The sequence below is a fragment of the Megamonas rupellensis DSM 19944 genome (genome assembly GCF_000378365.1).
GTDB classification, from domain to species: Bacteria; Bacillota; Negativicutes; order Selenomonadales; family Selenomonadaceae; genus Megamonas; species Megamonas funiformis.
Genome location: NZ_KB899574.1, coordinates 32161 through 53898 on the forward strand (window position 1 = coordinate 32161; position 21738 = coordinate 53898).

General features: G+C 32.4%; 18 protein-coding genes. 4 read left to right on the forward strand and 14 right to left on the reverse strand.

Features of this window, described 5'->3' with window-relative positions; genetic code table 11:
* Window positions 1-29: 29 nt before the first annotated feature.
* The 11 genes from tsf to gatC all read right to left on the reverse strand — a co-directional run bounded on the left by tsf (window position 30) and on the right by gatC (window position 12744).
* Window positions 30-677, reverse strand: coding sequence for a translation elongation factor Ts (gene tsf, locus F553_RS0104790; protein WP_018999213.1), 648 nt, complete (start codon window positions 675-677; stop codon window positions 30-32).
* A gap of 84 nt (window positions 678-761) precedes the next feature.
* Entirely contained in the window at window positions 762-1493 is a 732-nt protein-coding gene (rpsB, locus tag F553_RS0104795) for a 30S ribosomal protein S2 (protein WP_015562572.1), read from the reverse strand.
* A 241-nt stretch (window positions 1494-1734) separates the two neighbouring features.
* A complete protein-coding gene (gene codY, locus F553_RS0104800; protein WP_008538382.1) occupies window positions 1735-2508 on the reverse strand; it encodes a GTP-sensing pleiotropic transcriptional regulator CodY in 774 nt (257 codons plus the stop codon).
* A 134-nt stretch (window positions 2509-2642) separates the two neighbouring features.
* A complete protein-coding gene (hslU, locus tag F553_RS0104805; protein WP_018999214.1) occupies window positions 2643-4037 on the reverse strand; it encodes an ATP-dependent protease ATPase subunit HslU in 1395 nt (464 codons plus the stop codon).
* A 14-nt stretch (window positions 4038-4051) separates the two neighbouring features.
* Window positions 4052-4594, reverse strand: coding sequence for an ATP-dependent protease subunit HslV (gene hslV / locus F553_RS0104810; protein WP_008538384.1), 543 nt, complete (start codon window positions 4592-4594; stop codon window positions 4052-4054).
* Between the two features lie 41 nt (window positions 4595-4635).
* On the reverse strand, window positions 4636-5961 hold the full coding sequence (trmFO, locus tag F553_RS0104815) for an FADH(2)-oxidizing methylenetetrahydrofolate--tRNA-(uracil(54)-C(5))-methyltransferase TrmFO (protein ID WP_018999215.1): 1326 nt from the start codon (window positions 5959-5961) through the stop codon (window positions 4636-4638).
* Between the two features lie 25 nt (window positions 5962-5986).
* Entirely contained in the window at window positions 5987-8236 is a 2250-nt protein-coding gene (topA, locus tag F553_RS0104820; RefSeq protein ID WP_018999216.1) for a type I DNA topoisomerase, read from the reverse strand.
* Window positions 8233-9339 carry a DNA-processing protein DprA gene (dprA, locus tag F553_RS0104825; protein WP_018999217.1) on the reverse strand — a complete coding sequence of 369 codons (1107 nt, stop codon included), beginning with the start codon at window positions 9337-9339 and terminating at the stop codon, window positions 8233-8235. Before dprA ends, topA begins: the two co-directional genes overlap by 4 nt.
* A 183-nt stretch (window positions 9340-9522) precedes the next feature.
* A complete protein-coding gene (gene gatB, locus F553_RS0104830; RefSeq protein ID WP_008538388.1) occupies window positions 9523-10950 on the reverse strand; it encodes an Asp-tRNA(Asn)/Glu-tRNA(Gln) amidotransferase subunit GatB in 1428 nt (475 codons plus the stop codon).
* On the reverse strand, window positions 10950-12413 hold the full coding sequence (gene gatA, locus F553_RS0104835) for an Asp-tRNA(Asn)/Glu-tRNA(Gln) amidotransferase subunit GatA (protein ID WP_018999218.1): 1464 nt from the start codon (window positions 12411-12413) through the stop codon (window positions 10950-10952). The genes gatB and gatA overlap by 1 nt, the downstream gene beginning before the upstream one ends.
* Window positions 12414-12453: 40 nt before the next feature.
* Complete coding sequence (gene gatC, locus F553_RS0104840; protein WP_015562581.1) at window positions 12454-12744, reverse strand: Asp-tRNA(Asn)/Glu-tRNA(Gln) amidotransferase subunit GatC; 291 nt, start codon at window positions 12742-12744, stop codon at window positions 12454-12456.
* A gap of 161 nt (window positions 12745-12905) precedes the next feature.
* Here gatC and F553_RS0104845 point away from each other — a divergent pair, with 161 nt between their 5' ends.
* A complete protein-coding gene (locus tag F553_RS0104845; RefSeq protein WP_015562582.1) occupies window positions 12906-14333 on the forward strand; it encodes an MDR family MFS transporter in 1428 nt (475 codons plus the stop codon).
* A 106-nt stretch (window positions 14334-14439) separates the two neighbouring features.
* Window positions 14440-15336, forward strand: coding sequence for an Hsp33 family molecular chaperone HslO (hslO, locus tag F553_RS0104850; protein WP_008538392.1), 897 nt, complete (start codon window positions 14440-14442; stop codon window positions 15334-15336).
* 73 nt (window positions 15337-15409) lie between these two features.
* On the opposite strand, the gene ligA is transcribed toward hslO, so the two are convergent.
* Both ligA and F553_RS12190 read right to left on the reverse strand, forming a co-directional pair.
* A complete protein-coding gene (gene ligA, locus F553_RS0104855) occupies window positions 15410-17410 on the reverse strand; it encodes an NAD-dependent DNA ligase LigA (RefSeq protein ID WP_018999219.1) in 2001 nt (666 codons plus the stop codon).
* Between the two features lie 60 nt (window positions 17411-17470).
* A complete protein-coding gene (locus F553_RS12190; protein ID WP_018999220.1) occupies window positions 17471-17893 on the reverse strand; it encodes a MarR family winged helix-turn-helix transcriptional regulator in 423 nt (140 codons plus the stop codon).
* A 233-nt stretch (window positions 17894-18126) separates the two neighbouring features.
* On the opposite strand from F553_RS12190, the gene F553_RS0104865 reads away from it, so the two are divergent.
* Window positions 18127-18450, forward strand: coding sequence for a hypothetical protein (locus F553_RS0104865; protein WP_018999221.1), 324 nt, complete (start codon window positions 18127-18129; stop codon window positions 18448-18450).
* A 103-nt stretch (window positions 18451-18553) separates the two neighbouring features.
* Here the strand turns inward: F553_RS0104865 and pcrA are convergent, their stop codons facing one another.
* Window positions 18554-20839, reverse strand: coding sequence for a DNA helicase PcrA (gene pcrA / locus F553_RS0104870; protein WP_018999222.1), 2286 nt, complete (start codon window positions 20837-20839; stop codon window positions 18554-18556).
* 206 nt (window positions 20840-21045) lie between these two features.
* Here pcrA and F553_RS0104875 point away from each other — a divergent pair, with 206 nt between their 5' ends.
* On the forward strand, window positions 21046-21735 hold the full coding sequence (locus tag F553_RS0104875) for an MgtC/SapB family protein (RefSeq protein ID WP_018999223.1): 690 nt from the start codon (window positions 21046-21048) through the stop codon (window positions 21733-21735).
* Window positions 21736-21738: the final 3 nt, after the last annotated feature.

Genomic DNA, 21738 nt, shown 5'->3' on the forward strand with positions numbered 1-21738 from the left:
GTGTTCTCTCTTTGTATTTCATAATGAAATTATTTAACAGCTGCCATAACTTCTTCTACAAAGTTATCAGCTTTCTTTTCAATACCTTCACCAAGTTGATATCTTACGAAACGACGAATGGAGATATTTTCACCGATTTTAGCAATTTTGCCTTTTACAAGGTCAGAAATTGTAACATCTGGATCTTTAATGTATGGCTGATCTAAAAGACATACTTCTTTATAATATTTTTCGAGACGACCTTCAACCATTCTTTCAACGATTTTTTCAGGTTTGCCTTCATTAATAGCTTGTTCACGAAGAACTTGACGTTCATGTTCAATAGCTGCTGGGTCTACTTCTTCACGACGTACGCAAGTTGGGTTAGCAGCAGCAATCTGCATAGCAATATCACGAGCGAAATCCTGGAATTCAGGAGTACCAGCAACGAAGTCAGTTTCGCAGTTAACTTCTACTAATACACCGATACGTCCACCAGCATGAATATAAGATGTTACAACACCTTCAGCTGCTACACGACCAGCTTTTTTAGCTGCGGAAGCAAGACCTTTTTCTCTTAAAAAGTCAATTGCTTTGTCCATATCACCGTCAGTTGCAGAAAGAGCTTTTTTACAGTCCATCATACCTGCACCAGTTTTTTCACGTAATTCTTTTACTAATGCTGCAGTAATAGCCATTAATATTTCCTCCTTAGTCAATAAAAGGCAAGGGTTTGGGCCCTTACCTTTTTAATTGTTATATAAATTTAAAATTAACTAAAATTATTCAGCGTCTTCGCTAGTAGCAACTTCTTCTACTACTTCGCCAGCTTCACCTTGACGACCTTCGATAACAGCGTCAGCCATACGGGAAGTTAAAAGTTTAACAGCACGGATAGCGTCATCGTTACCAGGAATTACATAGTCAATTTCGTCTGGATCGCAGTTTGTATCAACGATTGCAACGATTGGAATGTTAAGTTTTTTAGCTTCTGCTACAGCAATTCTTTCTTTACGTGGGTCAACGATAAATAAAGCGCCTGGTAATTCTTCCATGTCTTTAATACCGCCAAGAGATTTTTCAAGTTTTTCTTGTTCACGTTTTAAAGCAAGAACTTCTTTTTTGCTAAGAACTTCAAAAGTTCCATCTTCTTCCATAGCTTCAAGTTCTTTTAAACGATTGATGCTTTTACGGATAGTAGCGAAGTTAGTCATCATACCACCGAGCCATCTTTCGTTAACATAGAACATACCGGATTTTAAAGCTTCTTCTTTAACAGCTTCTTGAGCCTGTTTTTTAGTACCTACGAAAAGAATGCTTTTGCCTTCTTCAGCAACGCTACGTAAGAAATCATAAGCTTCGTCAACTTTTTTTACAGTTTTCTGTAAATCGATAATGTAAATACCATTGCGTTCTGTGAAAATGTATGGAGCCATTTTAGGGTTCCAACGTCTAGTCTGATGACCGAAATGAACGCCTGCTTCTAATAATTGTTTCATGGAAATAACTGCCATGATGGTGCACCTCCTGTTATTTTTTCCTCCACATTCTTTAGCTTTGTTTTAACCCTTTTAGATATTCTTATCAGCGTACCAATAAGGTATATCTAACTAGGACACAGTACAAAATCGGAATGTGTGCGTTTTTTTACACCGTTAAGCATTATATCATAATTTTTTTGTAAACACAATAATAAATTATCATGCTTTCAGATAAAAAGAACGATGTTTTTATCAACATCGTTCTTAAAAATTATTATCTTTTTAATTTTTGAATTTCATCTAATAAGTGTTCATTTAATACTCTGATATAAGTACCTTTCATACCGAGAGATTTAGATTCAATTACACCAGCGGACTCAAATTTACGAAGTGCATTAACAATTACAGAACGAGTAATACCTACACGGTCAGCAATTTTAGATGCAACGAGTAAACCTTCAGTACCATTTAATTCACTTAAAATATTTACAGCTGCTTCAATTTCAGAATAAGAAAGTGTTGCTAAAGCAATCTGTACAGTAGCTTTTTTACGTGCTTCAACTTCAATTTTTTGAGAATTATCACGTAAAATTTCCATACCTACAACAGTGGCACCATATTCAGCTAATAATAAATCATCATCTGTGAATTCTTCATTAAATTTAGCTAATACTAATGTACCAATACGTTCACCAACGCCATAAATAGGTACAATAGTTGTAATTTTGCCTTCTACTAAACATTCACTATTATCATCAAAAGCACAAATTTCTTTTTGTGGAATATTAGAAGATGTGCTATCCATTTTTAAGAGCCAATTAACATAGTGTTTTGGAAATTCTCCTTGGCTTACGATTTTGTCAATCATTGTATCACATTCAAAATCATCAAGGAAGGCATATCCATAGATTTTCCCTGTTTTACTAACAATATATACATTTGCTTCTATAACATTGCTAAGTACACGGGAAATGCTATCGTATTCTACCACTTCTGCTTTTTGTAAAAGTTTATTTATTTTTCTTGTTTTTTCAAGTAATGTTGCCATCTGTTATCCCCTTCCTGCACAGAAAAACTTTTGATTTTCTGTTAAACCTTTCCTTTTTTTATTCTATCATATCTATAAGTCAATTTAAAGGAAAATTTTTATATTTTTTTGAATTTTGTACAATATTTATCAAATTACAAAATGAACTGGCTTAAGTCGCGATTTTTAACGATTCCACCAAGTTTTTCATTTACATAATCAGCATTAATTACTACATTTTTTTCTTCTAATTCTGGTGCATCAAAAGATAAATCTTCTAATAATTTTTCCATAATTGTATGAAGTCTTCTTGCTCCAATATTTTCCATTTGTTCATTTACTTCACAAGCTACTTGAGCTAATCTTTCAATAGCATCATCAGTAAATTCAATGGAAACACCTTCTGTAGCAAGTAATGCTTTATATTGTTTTAATAATGCATTTGTTGGTTCTGTTAAAATACGTTTAAAATCTTCTTCAGTTAAAGAAGTCAATTCCACACGAATTGGGAAACGACCCTGAAGTTCTGGTATTAAATCAGAAGGCTTAGCCATATGGAAAGCACCTGCTGCAATAAATAAAATATGGTCTGTTTTCATCTGTCCATATTTTGTGGATACTGTGGAGCCTTCAACTATTGGTAAGATATCACGCTGTACACCTTCACGAGATACATCAGGACCAGAAGAAGAACCTTTTACTGCAACCTTATCAATTTCATCTAAGAAAATAATACCATTGCGTTCTGCAAGTTCAATAGCTTCTTGAGCAATAGACTCCATATCCAATAATTTTTGAGCTTCTTCTTGAGTGAAGATTTCTCTTGCTTGAGCAACTGTAACTTTGCGTTTTTTGCGTTTTTTAGGCATTAAATTGCCAATCATATCCTGAATATTATTGCTCATGTCTTCCATGCCAGAACCTGCAAACATACCAATTACAGGAGCTGCTTTTGGTTCAACATCAATTTCAATAATATCATTTTCTAATTCACCTTTTAAAAGGCGTTTTCTGCACCATTCTCTGCCAGCAGAATATTTTGGTTCTTCCACTTTTTCTGTGCTTTCTTCTTCTTTGTTTGTACCACCAAAGATAGCGCTGAGTGGATTAGATACAGCACTGGATTTTGGTTCTGGAACATAAATATCTAAAATACGTTCTTGAGCCATTTCTTTAGCTTTATCTTGTACTTGTTCTAATTTTTCTTGTTTTAACATACGTACAGCAGATTCAGCTAAATCTCTAACCATGGATTCTACATCTCTACCTACATAACCTACTTCAGTAAATTTAGTAGCTTCAACTTTTACAAAAGGTGCTTTTACAAGTTTTGCTAAACGTCTTGCAATTTCTGTTTTACCAACACCAGTAGAGCCAATCATCAAGATATTTTTAGGAATAATTTCATCTCTCATATCTTCTGGGAGATGACGGCTACGCCATCTATTGCGAAGTGCAATAGCTACAGAACGTTTTGCTTGTGATTGTCCTACAATATATTTATCTAATTCTTCAACAACTTGACGAGGAATTTGTTCATTCAATTTCATGAATTTATTCTCCTTTATTTATCTAATTCTTCCACTATAATATTGTGATTTGTATATACACAAATATCAGCAGCGATAGTAAGTGCTTCTTTAGCAATTTCAGCTGCAGTCAAATTAGAATGTTTAGCTAATGCACGACCTGCTGAAAGTGCATAAAATCCGCCAGAACCAATAGCTGCAACATTACCATCTGGTTCAATTACTTCACCATTACCAGAAAGTAGTAACATTGTATTTTCATCAGCAACGAGTAATAATGCTTCTAATTTACGAAGAACTCTATCTGTACGCCAATCTTTAGCAAGTTCTACCGCTGCACGAGTTAAATTACCATGATATTCAATTAATTTAGATTCAAATTTTTCAAATAAAGTAAAAGCATCGGCAACAGAACCTGCAAAGCCAGCTAAAACTTTACCATTATATAAACGACGTACTTTACGGGCATTTGCTTTCATAATAGCAGCTTGTCCAAAAGTAACTTGTCCATCACCAGCTATAGCAGTTTTTCCATCTTTTTTTACTGCTATGATAGTGGTTGCTTTAAAATTTTCCATAAAATCATCTCCATTTATAGGCTATATTCATATTATCAGTTTTACTTAGATAATTTCAATACATCTATTTTAAATTTTGCTAAAAATTCTAAGGCACGTTCTGCAATTTTTTGTTTTTTCAACTTTTTATCACGAATGCGTTCTTCTAAAGGTGGCATCAAACCAAAATTAGCATTCATAGGCTGAAAATGTTTTGCTACAGCAGAAGTAATATATTTGCACATAGAGCCATGAGCTGTTTGTTCTGGGAAAATCACTGGATTTTCTCCTTTAGCTAAATATGCTGCATTAACACCTGCCACAAGACCAGAAGCTGCGGATTCTATATATCCTTCAACGCCTGTCATCTGACCTGCAAATAATAAATCATCTCTATCTTTGTATTGCAAAGTTGGTCGCAATAATTCAGGAGAATTAATAAATGTGTTTCTATGCATTACGCCATAACGCACAAATTCAGCATTTTCAAGTCCTGGTATTAAACCAAATACGCGTTTTTGTTCTGGCCATTTCAAATGAGTTTGAAAACCTACTATATTATATAGGCTATCTGCTGCATTATCTTGACGAAGTTGCACTACAGCATATGGTCTTTTTCCTGTTTTAGGATCTTCTAAACCTACAGGTTTTAATGGCCCATATAGTAAAGTATCTATGCCACGACGAGCCATTTCTTCAACAGGCATACAACCTTCAAAAAACTTAGCTTTTTCAAATTCCTTGATTGGTGCAAGTTCTGCTGTTGTTAACTCTTGCCAAAATTTTTCATATTCTTCTTTATCCATAGGGCAATTAATATAATCAGCTGTTCCTTTACCATAGCGAGAAGCGCGATATGCTTTACTCATATCAATAGACTCTTTGCTGATTAATGGTGCCGCAGCATCATAAAAGTAAAAATAATCCTCACCTGTCAATTCACCAATGGATTTTGCTAATACTTCTGAAGTCAATGGACCACTGGCAATAATTGTAATAACATCATCTTCTTGAGGTATTGTTTCTATCTCTTTATTTATCACAGTAACATTAGGATGATTTTTTACTTTATCTGTAATATATTGACTAAATCCTTCTCTATCTACAGCTAAAGCTCCACCAGCTGGTACACGATTTATATCGGCCGACTCCATGATGATAGAATTTAGCTGTCGCATTTCTTCTTTTAATAAGCCTACAGCATTTTCAAGTCCTGCACCACGCAAAGAATTGCTACATACTAATTCAGCGAATTTTTCTGTCTTATGTGCAGGAGTAGATTTTTCTGGTCGCATTTCATATAAATCTACTTTTATACCTCTTTGAGCCACTTGCCATGCAGCTTCACTGCCAGCCATACCAGCTCCTACGATAATAACTTTTTTCACGCAAAATCTCCTTTCCTATTTCTCTTTATGCTTCGTTTTCTTCTTTATGCTCTTTATTTTCATTTTCTTCTTTTGCTTGTGCTTCTTTTTGTGCTAGTTCCGCTAATTTCTTAGCAGTCTGCTGTTGAATTTTTTCTTTTAATTTATTAATTTCCTTATTTATAGGAGTATCTTCTTTTCTTGTAGCACAATCATCATTACTGCAATATAAAATAGTTCTTCCATTTTTGAAACGATGTCTAAATAAGAATGAACCACAAGTCTTGCAATTGCTTGTAAGTGGCATATCCCATGATACATAATCGCACTGTGGATAATTTTCACAACCATAAAATACTACGCCACGACGTGTACGGCGTTCAATGATTTTACCACCACATTTAGGGCATTTAACACCCGTATCTTTTAAAATAGGTTTTGTATTTCTACATTCTGGAAAACCTGGACATGCTAAGAATTTACCATAGCGACCTTGTTTTATGACCATCATACGACCGCATAATTCGCATTGTACATCAGAAACTTCATCTGGCACTTCTACTTCACCAATTTCTTCTTCTGCATGTTCTAAAGTTTTTTCAAATGGCCCATAGAATTCTTCAAGCAAAGTATTTTTTTGAATTTTACCTACTGCTATTTCATCTAATTTATTTTCTAAATCAGCAGTAAATTTCTCATCAACAATATCTTTAAAATATTTTTCCAATAAATCTACTACTACAAAACCTAAATCAGTTGGTTCAAATTTTTTATCACTGCGAACTACATAACCTCTAGCTAAAATAGTTTCAATAATTGGTGCATACGTACTAGGACGACCAATGCCTCTTTCTTCTAAAGTTTTAACTAAAGAAGCATCATTATATCTAGCAGGTGGTTCTGTAAAATGTTGCATTGCTTCTAATTTTTGAATAGATAATTCATCGCCTTCCTGCAAATCTGGCAAGATGACATCTTTTTCTTTTTTATTATCGCTATCATTATATACAGCAGTAAAGCCTGCAAATTTTAATTGCGAACCAGTAGCTTTAGCTAAATACTTATCGCCTTTAATAGTTACACTCATAACATCATAACTAGCAGGTAACATCTGACAACCTAAGAAGCGTTGCCAAATTAATTTATAAAGTTTTAACTGTTCTTTGCTCAAATATTCTTCAACAGTGGCAGGACTTAAAGCGATATTTGTTGGACGCACTGCTTCATGAGCATCTTGAGAAGATTTTCCAGCTGCATAAATATATGGTTTTTCTGGCAAATATTCTTTACCAAAATTCTCTTCAATATAATTTCTAGCTTCATTTAAAGCTATTTCTGAAATACGTGTAGAGTCTGTACGCATATATGTTATCAGACCAGTTGGCCCTTTTTTACCTAAGCTAATACCTTCGTAAAGCTGTTGAGCTATCATCATTGTTTTACGTGAAGTAAAACCTATTTTTCTAGCGGCATCTTGTTGTAAACTACTTGTTGTAAATGGTGCTGGAGCTTTGCGATGACGTTGACGTTTCTTTATTTCTGTTACTTTAAAAGTAACTTTTTCAATATCGCTACATAATTCATCAGCTTGAGCTTTAGATGCAATTTTTACATCTTCTTTTTTCGCTGAAACCATTAACTTTTTATCATCAATAGCGACTAGCTCTGCTCCAAACATACTAGAACGAGGTTTTTTCTTAAATTTAAAATCAACTGTCCAATATTCTTCTGATTCAAATTTTTGAATTTCTTTTTCACGGTCACAAATTAATTTCACTGTTACCGATTGTACACGCCCTGCACTCAAACCTTTGCGAATTTTCTTCCAAAGAAGTGGACTTAATTTATATCCTACAATACGGTCAAGCATACGACGTGCTTGTTGAGCATCTACTCTATCAATATTTATTTCTTTAGGATTTTTTACTGCTTCTTGAATAGCAGGTTTTGTTATTTCATTGAATACAATTCTACATTTTTCATGTTCATCAATCCCTAAGATATGAGATAGATGCCAAGCAATAGCTTCGCCTTCACGGTCAGGGTCAGAAGCTAAATAAACTTTTTCAGATTTTTTAGCTTCTTTCTTTAAAGATTTAATTAAATCTCCCTTGCCACGAATATTGATATATTTAGGTGCAAAATCATTTTCTACATCTATACCAAACTGACTTTTAGGTAAATCTCGAAGATGTCCCATAGAAGCCATTACTGTATATTTTTTATTGCCTAAATATTTTTCAATAGTCTTTGCTTTAGTTGGCGATTCTACTACTACAAGCGTTTTTTTCTTCATTCAAAGCACTCCCTGATTGCTCTTATATAAAAATTTGGACTTGTCTCTTTAACTAGTCCCTTCAATTTCATTTGTAATAAAATAAACGATATATTCGAAACATTTATTCTCAATTTATATATGATTTCATCAATACATTTAGGCTCTGTAAAAGATAAACTATCATATATAAGTTGTTCTTCCGCTGTCATGGAAAAACCTAATTCTATTTGTGTTTCTTTGGATATACTTTGCTGGTTAGTTACAAAATTATATTCTTCTACAATATCATTTGCCCTTGTAACTAATTTAGCACCTTGTTTTATTAAACTATGGCAGCCTTCGCTTTTTTGCGAATAAATATTTCCTGGTATGGCAAATACATCTCGCCCTTCACTTAAAGCAAATTCTGCTGTTATCAATGAACCACTCTTTTTCGCAGCTTCAACTACTAATATTCCTTTGGACAATCCTGTGATAATTCTATTTCTAGCTGGAAAATTCCCTGGTTTTGGCAATGTATTTAGTGGATATTCTGATATTACAGCACCATTTTGAGCTATAGCTTCTAAAAGTTGCTTATTTTCTTTTGGATATATAATATCTAATCCACAACCTAAAACAGCAATAGTCTTACCTTTTTTCAAAGCTCCTGTATGAGCTTTAGTGTCTATACCTTTAGCAGCACCACTAACTATTACAAAATTAAATTTAGCTAATTCCTCAGCCATATTTTCTGCTATCTGTTTTCCATAAGTCGTTGGAGTTCTTGAACCTACTATACCTATACAAATTTCATCTTTAGGCAATTGACCTTGATAATATAAAATAAATGGAGGATCATAGATTTCTTTCAATAACTTTGGATATTCTTCATCTATTTCTATGCAGACTTTAATTTTATAATGTTTTAATTGCTCTGTTAATTTATCTATAGATATTTTCTGTCTAAATTCTATTAATTCAGACAATGTTTTACTGCCTAAACAATTACTTTGTTCTAACATTTCTCTTGTCGCTGTCCATATTTTTTGGCCGTCATGAAAATATCCATAAAGTTGACGAAGCGTTTTACTACCTATGCCTGGCACAGAATTTATGGCAGCCCAATATATATTTTTCATTGTTTATTACATTCCCATACAAATAAATCTTTAGATAAACCGTATATATTTTACTATTATCACTATTAACTGACAATTTGTCAAATTTTTTATCAAAAGAATATAGATATCGCCATCTAAAACAAAAAGCTATTGTATTAAAAAATTTAACACAATAGCTTTTTATTATTCTTAGACCATAAATCAGCCTAATTTTTCTTTTATCATTTTATTTACAAGACCAGGATTTGCTTTACCTTTACTTGCTTTCATTACTTGACCGATTAAAAAGCCCATAGATTTTGGATAATCTGCAACAGCTTTTGGATTATCTGCAATTGCTTTATCTACAATTTCTTCTATTGCTTTTGTATCAGTAATCTGTACTAAACCTTTATCTTTTACGATTTTTTCTGGAGTATCTCCACTTGTCCACATTTCTTCAAATACAGTTTTTGCTATTTTAGAAGAAATTGTGCCTTTACCAATTAAGCCAATTAAGCTTGCTAAATTTTGAGCAGATACTGGAGAATTTTCAATAGTCATTTCATTAGCATTTAAATGTTTAGACAATTCACCCATAATCCAGTTAGAAGCAAGTTTTGCATCAGCACCAGCATCTACAACAGCATCAAAGTATTCAGCCATAGCACGAGTAGAAGTGATGATTTCCGCATCATAAGTAGGAAGACCATATTCATTTACTAAACGAGCTTTTCTTGCATCTGGTAATTCAGGAAGTTCTTTTTTATATGCTTCAATCTGTTCATCAGTTGTAACAATTGGCACAAGGTCAGGTTCTGGCATATAACGATAATCTTGAGCTTTTTCTTTGCTACGCATAGAAAGTGTAATTCCACGACCATCGTCCCAAGTACGAGTTTCTTGTACTAAGATACCGCCATCTTCTAACACTTCATTTTGACGTTCAATTTCATATTCTAAAGCATCTTCGATTACTTTGAAGGAATTTAAGTTTTTCATTTCAACTTTTGTACCAAGTTTTTCGCTACCTTCTGGACGAAGAGATACGTTTACATCGGCACGTAAATTACCTTCTTCCATTTTACAATTGGATACATCAATGTATTGTAAAATAGATTTTATTTTTTCCATATATGCACGAGCTTCTGCTGGAGAATGCATATCTGGTTCAGATACGATTTCGATAAGTGGTACACCAGTACGATTATAGTCAACATTAGAGCTACTAGAATCTTTGATTGTAGTACCAGAGTGAACGAGTTTACCAGCGTCTTCTTCCATATGAATACGAGTGATGCGAATGCGTTTTGTTTTGCCTTCTACTTCAATATCCACATAACCATGTTCAGCGATTGGTAAATCAAACTGAGAAGTCTGGAAATTTTTTGGTAAATCTGGATAATAATAGTTTTTTCTATCAAATTTACTGAATTTATTAATTGTACAGTTGAGTGCAAGACCTGCTTTGATAGCAAATTCTACTACACGTTTATTGACAACAGGTAATACGCCTGGGAGACCAAGACAAACAGGACAAACATGTGTATTTTGGTCTGCACCAAAGGAAGTAGCACAGCTACAGAAAATTTTTGTATTAGTTTTTAATTCACTATGAATTTCCAAACCAATGACTGCTTCGTATTTCATTATTCTACCCCCTGACCAATTTTATTAGCATAATCATGATTTACTTCATAAGTATATGCTGCACGAATAATAGTTTCTTCATCAAGTGGGCGACCAATAAACTGCATACCGATAGGCATATTATCTTTGCTTCTGCCACAAGGAATAGAAATACCAGGAAGACCTGCTAAGTTAAGTGGAACAGTGAAAATATCCATCAAATACATTTTTAATGGATCATTTGCCATTGAACCTAATTTATATGCAGGTGTTGGTGCTACTGGAGCCAAAATAACATCTACGTTTTTAAAAGCATTATCAAAGTCTTGTTTTACAAGTGTTCTAACTTTTAATGCTTTTAAATAATAAGCGTCATAATAACCAGCACTTAAAGCATAGTTACCAATCATAATACGACGTTTTACTTCTGGACCGAATTTTGCAGTTCTTGTATTTGTCATCATAGAAACAATGTCTTCACCATCTACACGAGAGCCATAGCTTACACCATCATAACGAGATAAGTTTGTAGAAGCTTCTGCTGGAGCTATTAAATAATATGTGGAAATAGCATAATCTGTGTGTGGTAAAGAAATATCTACGATTTCAGCACCGAGTTTTTTCAAATCTTCGATAGCTGTATTCATAGCTTTTTTTACATCTTCGTCCATACCATCGATAAAATATTCTTTTGGTAAACCGATTTTTAATCCTTTTATATCATTTACTAAGGATTTTGTATAATCAGGAACATCACTATTGATAGATGTAGAATCTTTTTCATCATGACCTGCAATTACATTCATCACATGAGCACAGTCTGTTACATCGCGAGTCACAGGGCCAATCTGGTCAAGTGAAGAAGCAAATGCTACTAAACCATAACGAGATACACGACCGTAAGTAGGTTTTAAACCAACAACACCACAAAAAGATGCTGGCTGACGAATAGATCCACCAGTATCAGAGCCCAATGCCCAAATAGCACTACCAGCACTAACTGCTGCAGCACTACCACCAGAACTACCACCTGGTACGCAGTCTAAATTCCATGGATTATGTGTAGCAAAAAACGCAGAGTTTTCTGTAGAACCACCCATAGCGAATTCATCCATATTTAATTTACCGAGTAATGCAGGTTTTTGAGCTAAAACTTTATCCATTACTGTAGCATTATATGGTGGTACAAAATTTTCGAGCATATAAGATGCACAAGTTGTTTTTAAACCTTTTGTACAAATATTGTCTTTTATAGCTGCTGGTATACCTGCTAAAACAGAGATTTTTGCTCCGCCAGCGATATCAGCATCAACATTTTCTGCTTGTTGTAAAGCATAATCAGCTGTTTTTGTGATATATGCTTTTACTTTATCATCAGTAACTTCCATACGAGAAAGTACATCTTTTGTAATTTCTACAGCAGAAATTTCTTTATTTACAAGCATATCATGTAATTCATGTGCTGTTTTTTCAAATAAATTCACGTAAAAGCCTCCTCAATTTAATCAAAGTAATTAAAATAAATTATTCTTCTAAAATTTTAGGTACACGGAAATAACCATCTTCTTGTTGTGGAGCATTAGATAATGCCAATTCACGATCAAGGGAAGGTTTTACTACATCTTCACGAAATACATTTTGTACAGGCAATACGTGTGCAGTAGGAGCTACATTTTCAGTATCTACTTGTTGTAATCTATCTACATATTCAAGAAAATCATTAAGCTCGCTTATATTTTTATCCATATCTTCATCTTTAATGCTAAGACGAGACAGAAGAGCTACATTTTCTACATCTTCTCTAGTAACTTTCATATCTTCACCCCATTTTCAAAATAAACTGTTTACATTTTATCATATTTTAGACAATGATTGAATAGTATTGTTACTTTTCCCCACAAAATATAGCTGACTTATTTTAGCTTCTATGTTAAAATGTCTTAAAAATTAATAGTAAAATAGGTGATTTCTTACATATGGACAAAACTAAACAAAAAATTGCATTTTCCTTTCTCATTGCAATATTTCTAGCTGCATTTGAAGGTGTTGTTGTCTCTACTGCTGCACCTGTAATTGTGAAAAGTTTGCATAATTTCAAAATGATTAGCTGGATTTTTTCTATTTTTCTTTTGACCTCAGCAATTTCTACTCCTATTTACGGTAAATTGGCTGACCTTTATGGGCGAAAACGAATTTTCATGATTGGCATTTCCATTTTTCTTTTCGGTAGCTTATTGGCTGGATTATCTCAAACCATGCACCAACTAATTATCTTCCGTGGCATTCAAGGCATTGGTGCTGGTGCTATTTTTACCATTGGTTTTACAATGATCGGTGATATTTTCACCTTGGAAGAACGCTCTATTATTCAAGGAGCTATCAGTACTATTTGGGGAATAGCTGGTCTTGTAGGTCCATTACTTGGTGGATTTCTCATAGATTATCTTTCATGGCAATGGATATTTTTTATAAACATTCCCTTTGGTCTTTTATCAGTCTATATACTCGCTAAATTTGTACATGAACAAAAGCCTGCTACTAATCCTAAAATAGACTACCTTGGAGCTATTTTGCTTTCCATTGCTATTGGCAGCCTTTTATATGGTGTAATGAGTTTAGATGAAGATTTTTATTTAGGTGTAATCTTGTTAGTTATCACTTTGATTTCTTCTATCCTCTTTTATATCCAAGAAGCCAGAACTTCTGAGCCTATTGTTCCTTTATTTATCCTCAATAAATCTTCTATCATTGTAAATATCATAACTTTTATCAGCTCTTTCATATTGATTGCTTGTTCTGTTTATTTACCATTACATATTCAATCAATTATGGGTTACAGTGCTACTATCGCTGGTATTTCTTTGATAGGAACTTCCATTGCTTGGTTTATGAGTTCGATTTCCATTGCTAAATTAATGAAAAAATATCCTACAAATATAATTGTTATGTTTTCTTCGTTAATTTTAATTTTCAGTTCTTGGTTATTAACACAATTAACTATAGACACACCTCTTTGGCACTTATCTATTTATGTATTTTTCTTTGGCTTTGGTTTTTCAGGCACTTTAAATACACTAACTTTCATAGTCCAAGACTCTGTAAAATACAATCTACGTGGTGCCGCTGTTGGTCTAAATATGCTCACTCGTACACTTGCTCAAACAATTGGTGTTACCGTTCTCGGTGCTGTATTAAATGTTTCTACAGCAGATTTTATCCAAGCTCATAATTTAATAAATATCACTATGCAAGATTTTTATGATAATACTGCTCCTCAATATCATGAACTTTTACGCCAGGCTTTATTTTATAGTCTAAATAATATTTACTATATTTTAGTTGGCAGTAGTGTACTTTGTTTAATCTTGTCTTATTTCGTACCTAAACATCAATCACAAAAATAATCCAAAATATTAAACTCATATCTTTATATAATTATAAAAACTATGCTATACTATTATTTATTTTATATCTAAAATTTAAATTTATTTACTATTTCGGAGGAATATAATGAAAGATCATTTAGTAAAAGCTGTCGCTGATGGTGTTCGTGTTCATGCTGCTATTACAACTAACCTTGTAAATGAAGCTGTATCTCGTCATGAATGTTATCCTGTAGCTGCTGCTGCTCTTGGTCGTACTATGACAGGTGCTTTACTAATGGCAGCAAACCTTAAAAATAAAGAATGTATCACTATAAAATTTAATGGTAACGGCCCATTAGGCTCTGTTGTTGCTGATGCTAATCCTGAAGGATTTGTACGTGGTTATATCGCCAATCCTCATGTTAATTTACCACTCAATGAAAAAGGTAAATTAGATGTAGGCGGTGGTGTCGGTCAAGGTATTTTATCCGTAACTCGTTTCACTGGTCTTAAAGACCCTATTACTGGTAGCTGTGAAATCGTTTCTGGAGAAATTGCTGAAGACCTCACAAATTATCTCTATACTTCTGAACAAACTCCTTCTAGTGTAGGCTTAGGTGTTCTTGTAAATCCTGATTTAAAAGTAGCTGCAGCTGGTGGTTTTATCCTTCAATTATTACCAGATGCTACAGAAGAAACACTTACAAAATTAGAAAATAACCTCGCTAAAATTCGCCCAGTTTCTACCATGGTAAAAGATGGTTTAGATGCTCGTGGTATTATTGCTGAACTATTGCAAGGTTTTGATAAAGTTGATTATTTAACTACTACAGATTTAGCATTTAAATGCCAATGCTCCAAAGAACGTATTGAAGATGTACTCATCAGCTTAAATGAACATGATTTAAAATCTCTAGTTGATGATGGTCATGCTGAAGTTTGCTGTCATTTCTGTGGTGAAAAATATCAATTCAATAAAGATGAACTCACTGCTATTTACAATGTATCTCAAAAATTAAAAGACAATAAAGCTAATAATTAAATAATATCAATAAAAAAGCATTTTAAAATGGAATTATTACTCAATCCATTTTAAAATGCTTTTCTTTTATAAATTAATTTTCTTTAATCATTGCTAAAAATTCTTGTTCAGTAATTATTTTTACACCTAAACTTTCAGCTTTTGTAAGTTTACTGCCTGCATTTGCCCCTGCAATTACATAAGATGTTTTTTTCGATACAGAACCAGAAGCTTTTCCGCCTAGAGATTGAATAATTTCACTAGCTTCACTTCTGCCCATGGTTTCTAATGTTCCTGTCAATACGAAAGTCAAACCTTGGAATTTATCAGATGTTTTTTCTGTCTTTTCCTCTGCCATATTGACATTTGCTTCTTTTAATTTATTTAATAAAGCAATATTTTCTTCATCATGGAAAAATTCATATACAAGTTTTGCACTTATTTCTCCAATATCTACTACTTGTTTTATCTCTTCTTCTGTAGCTTTAGCTATATCATCAAAAGAATAAAAATGATTTATCAAGGAACGACTTGCTGATTTACCTATATTCAAAATGCCCAGTCCTGTAAGCAATCTCCATGGTGCATTTTGCTTACTTTTTTCGATTGCATTTAAAAGTTTATCAGTATTTTTTTCCTTGCCAATCAATCCTTTTGCTATTAATTCATCGCGATAATTGTGTAAATAATATATATCTGCTGGATCTTTTAAATATCCATTTTCAATCAAAGTTTTTATATACATCATGCCAAAACCTTTGATATCCATAGCATCTCGACCGACAAAATTTATTATCCAACGTTCAATCTGTGCTGGGCAATGTGGATTACTACAGCGAATATCTGCTTTATCATCGCGAATAGTATGAGCATTACATACAGGGCAAGTATCGCCAATGATAAAAGGCTTGCTATTTTGAGGTCGTTTTTCTTTGATTACACAACGAACTTTCGGAATAATTTCCCCTGATTTATATACTTTTATTGTATCGCCAATGCGTATATCCAAATCATCAATAAAATCTTGATTGTGCAATGTAGCTCTTTCTACTTTTGTTCCACAGAGCCAAACTGGTTCAAATACTGCTGTCGGTGTAATTCTTCCTGTACGACCTACGGATAATTCTATATTTAATAATTTAGTTTCTTTTTCTTCTGGTGGATATTTATAAGCTATTGCCCATTTAGGAACTTTAGATGTTGCCCCTAATTTTTCTCTTTGTGCAAAATCATTTATTTTTACAACTGCTCCATCAATATCATAATCCAAATCTCCACGGCGATTTCCAATTTCTTCTATAGCTTGTAAAACTTCTTCTTTAGTTTTGCATACTTTATATGAATGTATAATCTTCATTCCTTGTTTGTGCATAAAGTCATATGCCTGTGTATGCGATTTTAATTCTATACCTTCTACCTTTTGCAAATTAAAAATAAACATGGATAAATTGCGTTCTTTAGTGATTTTGCTGTCTAATTGGCGAAGTGTACCTGCTGCACAATTTCGAGGATTAGCAAATAATCTTTTCCCCAATAATTCTTGTTTTTCATTCACTAAGGAAAAAGCTTCTCGCGTCATATATACTTCTCCACGAACTTCAAAATAAGGCAATTTTTCTTTTAGTTTTTTCTTAATATCTTTTATCTGCATAGCATTAGCTGTTACATCTTCACCTTGTACAACACCATCACCACGAGTAACAGCTAATTTCAATTCACCATCTACATAACGAAGTGCTAAAGACAAACCATCTATTTTTTCTTCTACTACAAATTCTGGATTATCTAATTCTTTTTGCATATTATCTACAAAAGTTTCCACTTCTTCAGCAGAAAATACATCTTGCAAGCTAAGCATTGGCACATCATGTTTTACAAGAACACCAGCTTCACGTTTTGCCACCCCGCCTACTCTTTGCGTTGGTGAATCTTTTGTTATTAATTCTGGATTTTCAGCTTCTAACTTTTTTAATTGTCGCATCAATTCATCATATTGAGCATCTTCTATTTCTGGATTATCTTGATTGTAATATAAATCATTATGATATAAGATTTTTTTCTTTAATTCATCTATTTGTTTTTTTATATCTTCCATTATTTCACCCACAATACATATAAATAGGCCAGTTACCATATAAGTAACTGGTCTTTTCTCTTAAAATTCTACTTTTTCTAACAATACTCTTAGCGTCTTTAGTTCTTCTTCTGTTAAATTTTTATAAGCTGCTATATCTGTTGCTTCCATTCTTTTTGCACATTCTGAGGCAATACTTAAGCCAAGTGGTGTCAAATATAAATAATACTTTCTCTTATCTACCTTATCTTGAATTTTGTATATTAAATTTTTGCTCATCATACTTTTTATGATATTCGTAACAGTTGGATTTGTATTATTTAGTCCAATTTCAATCATTCTTTGTGTAACTTTTTTATCTTTAGATTTATCTAAATAAGCAATAACTAATGCCTGTTGTACAGTTACACCTAAACTGGCTAAATTATTATTTTGTCTGGCTATCATTTTTTTATTTATTTCATATATTAATTGCCCTAATCGCATAGTATCTGGTACTAACACTGCTCTCACCTCAAAAGAAAAAAATAACTCAATAATAATATATATTATATCAAAATTTCACTCTCAACATAAACTAAAATATCTATAAAAACTATTGACAAAAAATTTTTATTGCGCTATTATTTATTACATAGTTAGCTATGTATATTTAAATTATATTAAATATAATCATATAATACAAGATAATTTTTATATAATAGTATACTATATAATTAAGAAAAGAAGGTTTTATTATGTTAAATTTAAAAAAATTCACTCTCGGTTTTAGTTGCGCTTGTCTTTTAGCATTTTCTAGCTCTTTATGTTTTGCTAGTGGTTCCCCTAAAACAGTAGTTCCCGCTACTAATCTTCCAGAAGCAACAATCAATACAACAATCGATATGAGTCGCAGTATTGATTCCCAAAATATTACTGCTATTCCTGCTACTAATCTTTCTGACGAAATAATCAACACAAAAATTGATATGAATCGCAGTACAGATTCTCAAAATATCACAGCTGTCCCTGCTACTAATCTTCCTGATGAAGAAATCGATACTTTTGTACCATTCTGGTAATTTTAATAATATTTACTTTATTTGATATATCCCCAAAACTTCAATTATCCCCAATAAAAAAGATTGCTTTAACTGTATTTCACAATTAAAGCAATCTTTTTATTTATACTTTACTGATAGGAGCATATTTTTGCATTAAAGCTTTTATGCCTTGACCTGGAAAAGCTATTTTTAATTCTACTTCTTCACCTGTTCCTTTTACAGATACAATTGTACCAATTCCCCATTTATTATGTTTAGCCTTATCACCAACTTTCCATTTTATGGATAAATCTGGACGAATTACATTACCTGCTGGCTTAACTGTTTGCGCTTTTTGCGCAAAACCTCCACCTAAAAGTGAATTTGGTCTACCTGTAGAATTATTATTACCTAAAATACTTCCACCAAAATTATTTCTACCACTTTGACTATATCCTGAGCCATAATTATTCATACTGCCCATGCCAAAGCCAAATTTATTTTTTGCTTCACGTTCTTCTAGATATTCCGCAGGAATTTCACTGATAAATCGTGAAGGTTCATACGATAATGTTTTGCCATAAATCATACGAGCTTTTGCATTTGTAATATATAATTTTCGCTCAGCTCTAGTTATACCTACATAACAAGTACGACGTTCTTCTTCAATTTCAGTTTCATTCATCAAAGTTCTAGCATGTGGAAATAATCCTTCTTCCATGCCAGCTAAAAATACCACTGGAAATTCTAGCCCTTTAGCTGAATGCATAGTCATGAGTGTAACTCTCTCGTCTTCCATATCTGCATTATCAATATCAGAGACTAAAGACACTGTACTTAAAAAGTTTTCCAAAGTTGGTTCTTCATTTGTCTTTTCAAAATCTTTCGCTACACTCAATAATTCTTTGATATTTTCTAAACGAGTCTGATTTTCGACTGTATTTTCTTTTTCCAATTCAGCAATATATCCAGATTTATGCATCACTTGTTCAATTAAATCATGAACTGATAATACCACTGAATTATTCAACATTTCTAAGATAAATTCAGCAAAATTAGCCAAAGATTGTTTTGCTTTTGGTGTAATTGGTGCCGTTTCTGGAGCAGATATAGCATCAAATAAAGTCATATTGTACATATCAGCAAATTCAGCTAATTTATTCATAGTTACAGCACCTAATGAACGCTTAGGCACATTGATTATACGCATTAAACTTATTGTATCTTCTGGATTATAAATAACTCTCAAATAAGCTAAAATATCTTTAATTTCTTTTCTATCATAGAATTTCAATCCGCCAACCATAGTATAAGGAACGCCAGCTTTCATGAAACCTTCTTCTAATGCACGAGATTGAGCATTTGTACGATATAATACTGTCATATCTCCATAAGATACATTGAATAATGTTTTTTGTTTTACAGCTTCTTCTGTGATAAATCTAGCTTCATCACGTTCATCACTTGCCGTATAGTGAATTATTTTTTCACCTTGAGGATTATTCGTCCATAGTTTTTTAGGTTTACGGTCAAGATTATGTTCAATAACCATATTAGCAGCATTCAAAATAGTTTTTGTTGAACGATAATTTTGTTCCAATTTTATGACTGTAGCTTCTGGATAATCTTTTTCAAAATCCATGATATTTCTAATATCAGCACCACGCCAGCCATAAATAGATTGGTCTGCATCACCTACGACGCAAAGATTGCGATACATTCCAGCTAAAAGTGAAGTCAATTGATATTGTGCTCCATTTGTATCTTGATACTCATCAACTAAAATATATTGGAAACGCTGTTGATATTTCATTTTTATATCTTCATGTTCTTTTAAAACTTTAACTGCAAGCATTAATAAATCATCAAAATCTAAAGCATTATTTTCAATTAATTTTGCTTGATACATAGTGTAAATTTCTGCAATTTTTTTAGCAAAAAAATCACTTGCTGATTGTGTATACTCTTGTGGAGTTGTCATCATATTTTTAGCATTGGAAATAGCTGACTGTACTGCATATGGTGCATATTGTTTTTCATCAAGATTTAATTCTTTTAAACAATTTTTTATTAAAGTCAAAGCATCTTGTGTATCATAAATGACAAAATTTTTCTTATAAATGCCTAAAGCTTCGATTTCAAAACGCAAAAATTTAGCACAAAATGAATGAAATGTGCTGAGCCAAACATATTTTGCTTTCTCACCAATCATTCTATCCACACGTTCACGCATTTCTGTTGCAGCTTTATTAGTAAATGTTATTGCTAAGATATTATATGGAGATACTCCTTTATCTAATAAATTAGCTATTCTACAAGTCAATACTTTCGTTTTTCCCGAACCAGCGCCTGCCATAATAAGAAGAGGCCCTTCTGTATGAGCTACAGCCTGAGCTTGTGCTGGATTTAAACCATCATATATATTCAAAAGAAAATCCTCCCAAATAAAAACAAAATAAAAAATTACTCATTCTATTATCTAAAATATTAGATTAGATGTCAAAATATATATTATTAGTTATAAAAAATTAAAATCTAAACAAAAAATTAGAAATTAATCAGATTTAAATCATATTTTTCTTTTTTAATTTATATTAAAATTTACATGAAATCTTATTATTTAAGGAGATTTTTATGTATATATTTGATTTTATTTTACAACTTTCATTTTCCATCACTCTTGGTTTTATAATTGGTCTTGAACGACAATTAACAGGTCATTTAGCAGGTATTCGCACTAATATTTTAATCTGTTTTGGCAGTTGCTTATTCATACAACTACCTTCAATCATCAATTTAGTTTCAGAAACAGCTCGTATAGAAAGTTATATTATTTCTGGTGTGGGTTTTTTATGTAGTAGCGTTATTTTTAAAGAAAAAGGTAACGTAAAAGGATTAAATACAGGTGCTACTTTATGGTGCAGTGCTGCCATAGGTGTTTTTGTTGGCGCAAATGAACTTATACTCTCTACCATTGCCACCATTATTTTAGTTATTGCCAATATTATTTCTCGCTCTATAGCACCTAAAGTATATCCTTTAAATACTGTCTATACAGAAAATAGACATTCATTTTGCATAAATATCACTTGTAAGGAAAGTGAAGAATTTTCTATTCGTTCCTATCTAGTAAACGACACTAAACAAGAAAAATTCTATCTTATAAGTTTAAATAGTACAGATATATCTCATAATAATGTCCACATTAAAGCTGAATATTTATGTTTCAATAAACAACCAATTATTGCTGTAAAAAAATTAATATCTAATTGCTTAAAAAATGATAAAGTCATCGCTGCTAAATGGGAGTCTTTACAAAATTAAGTA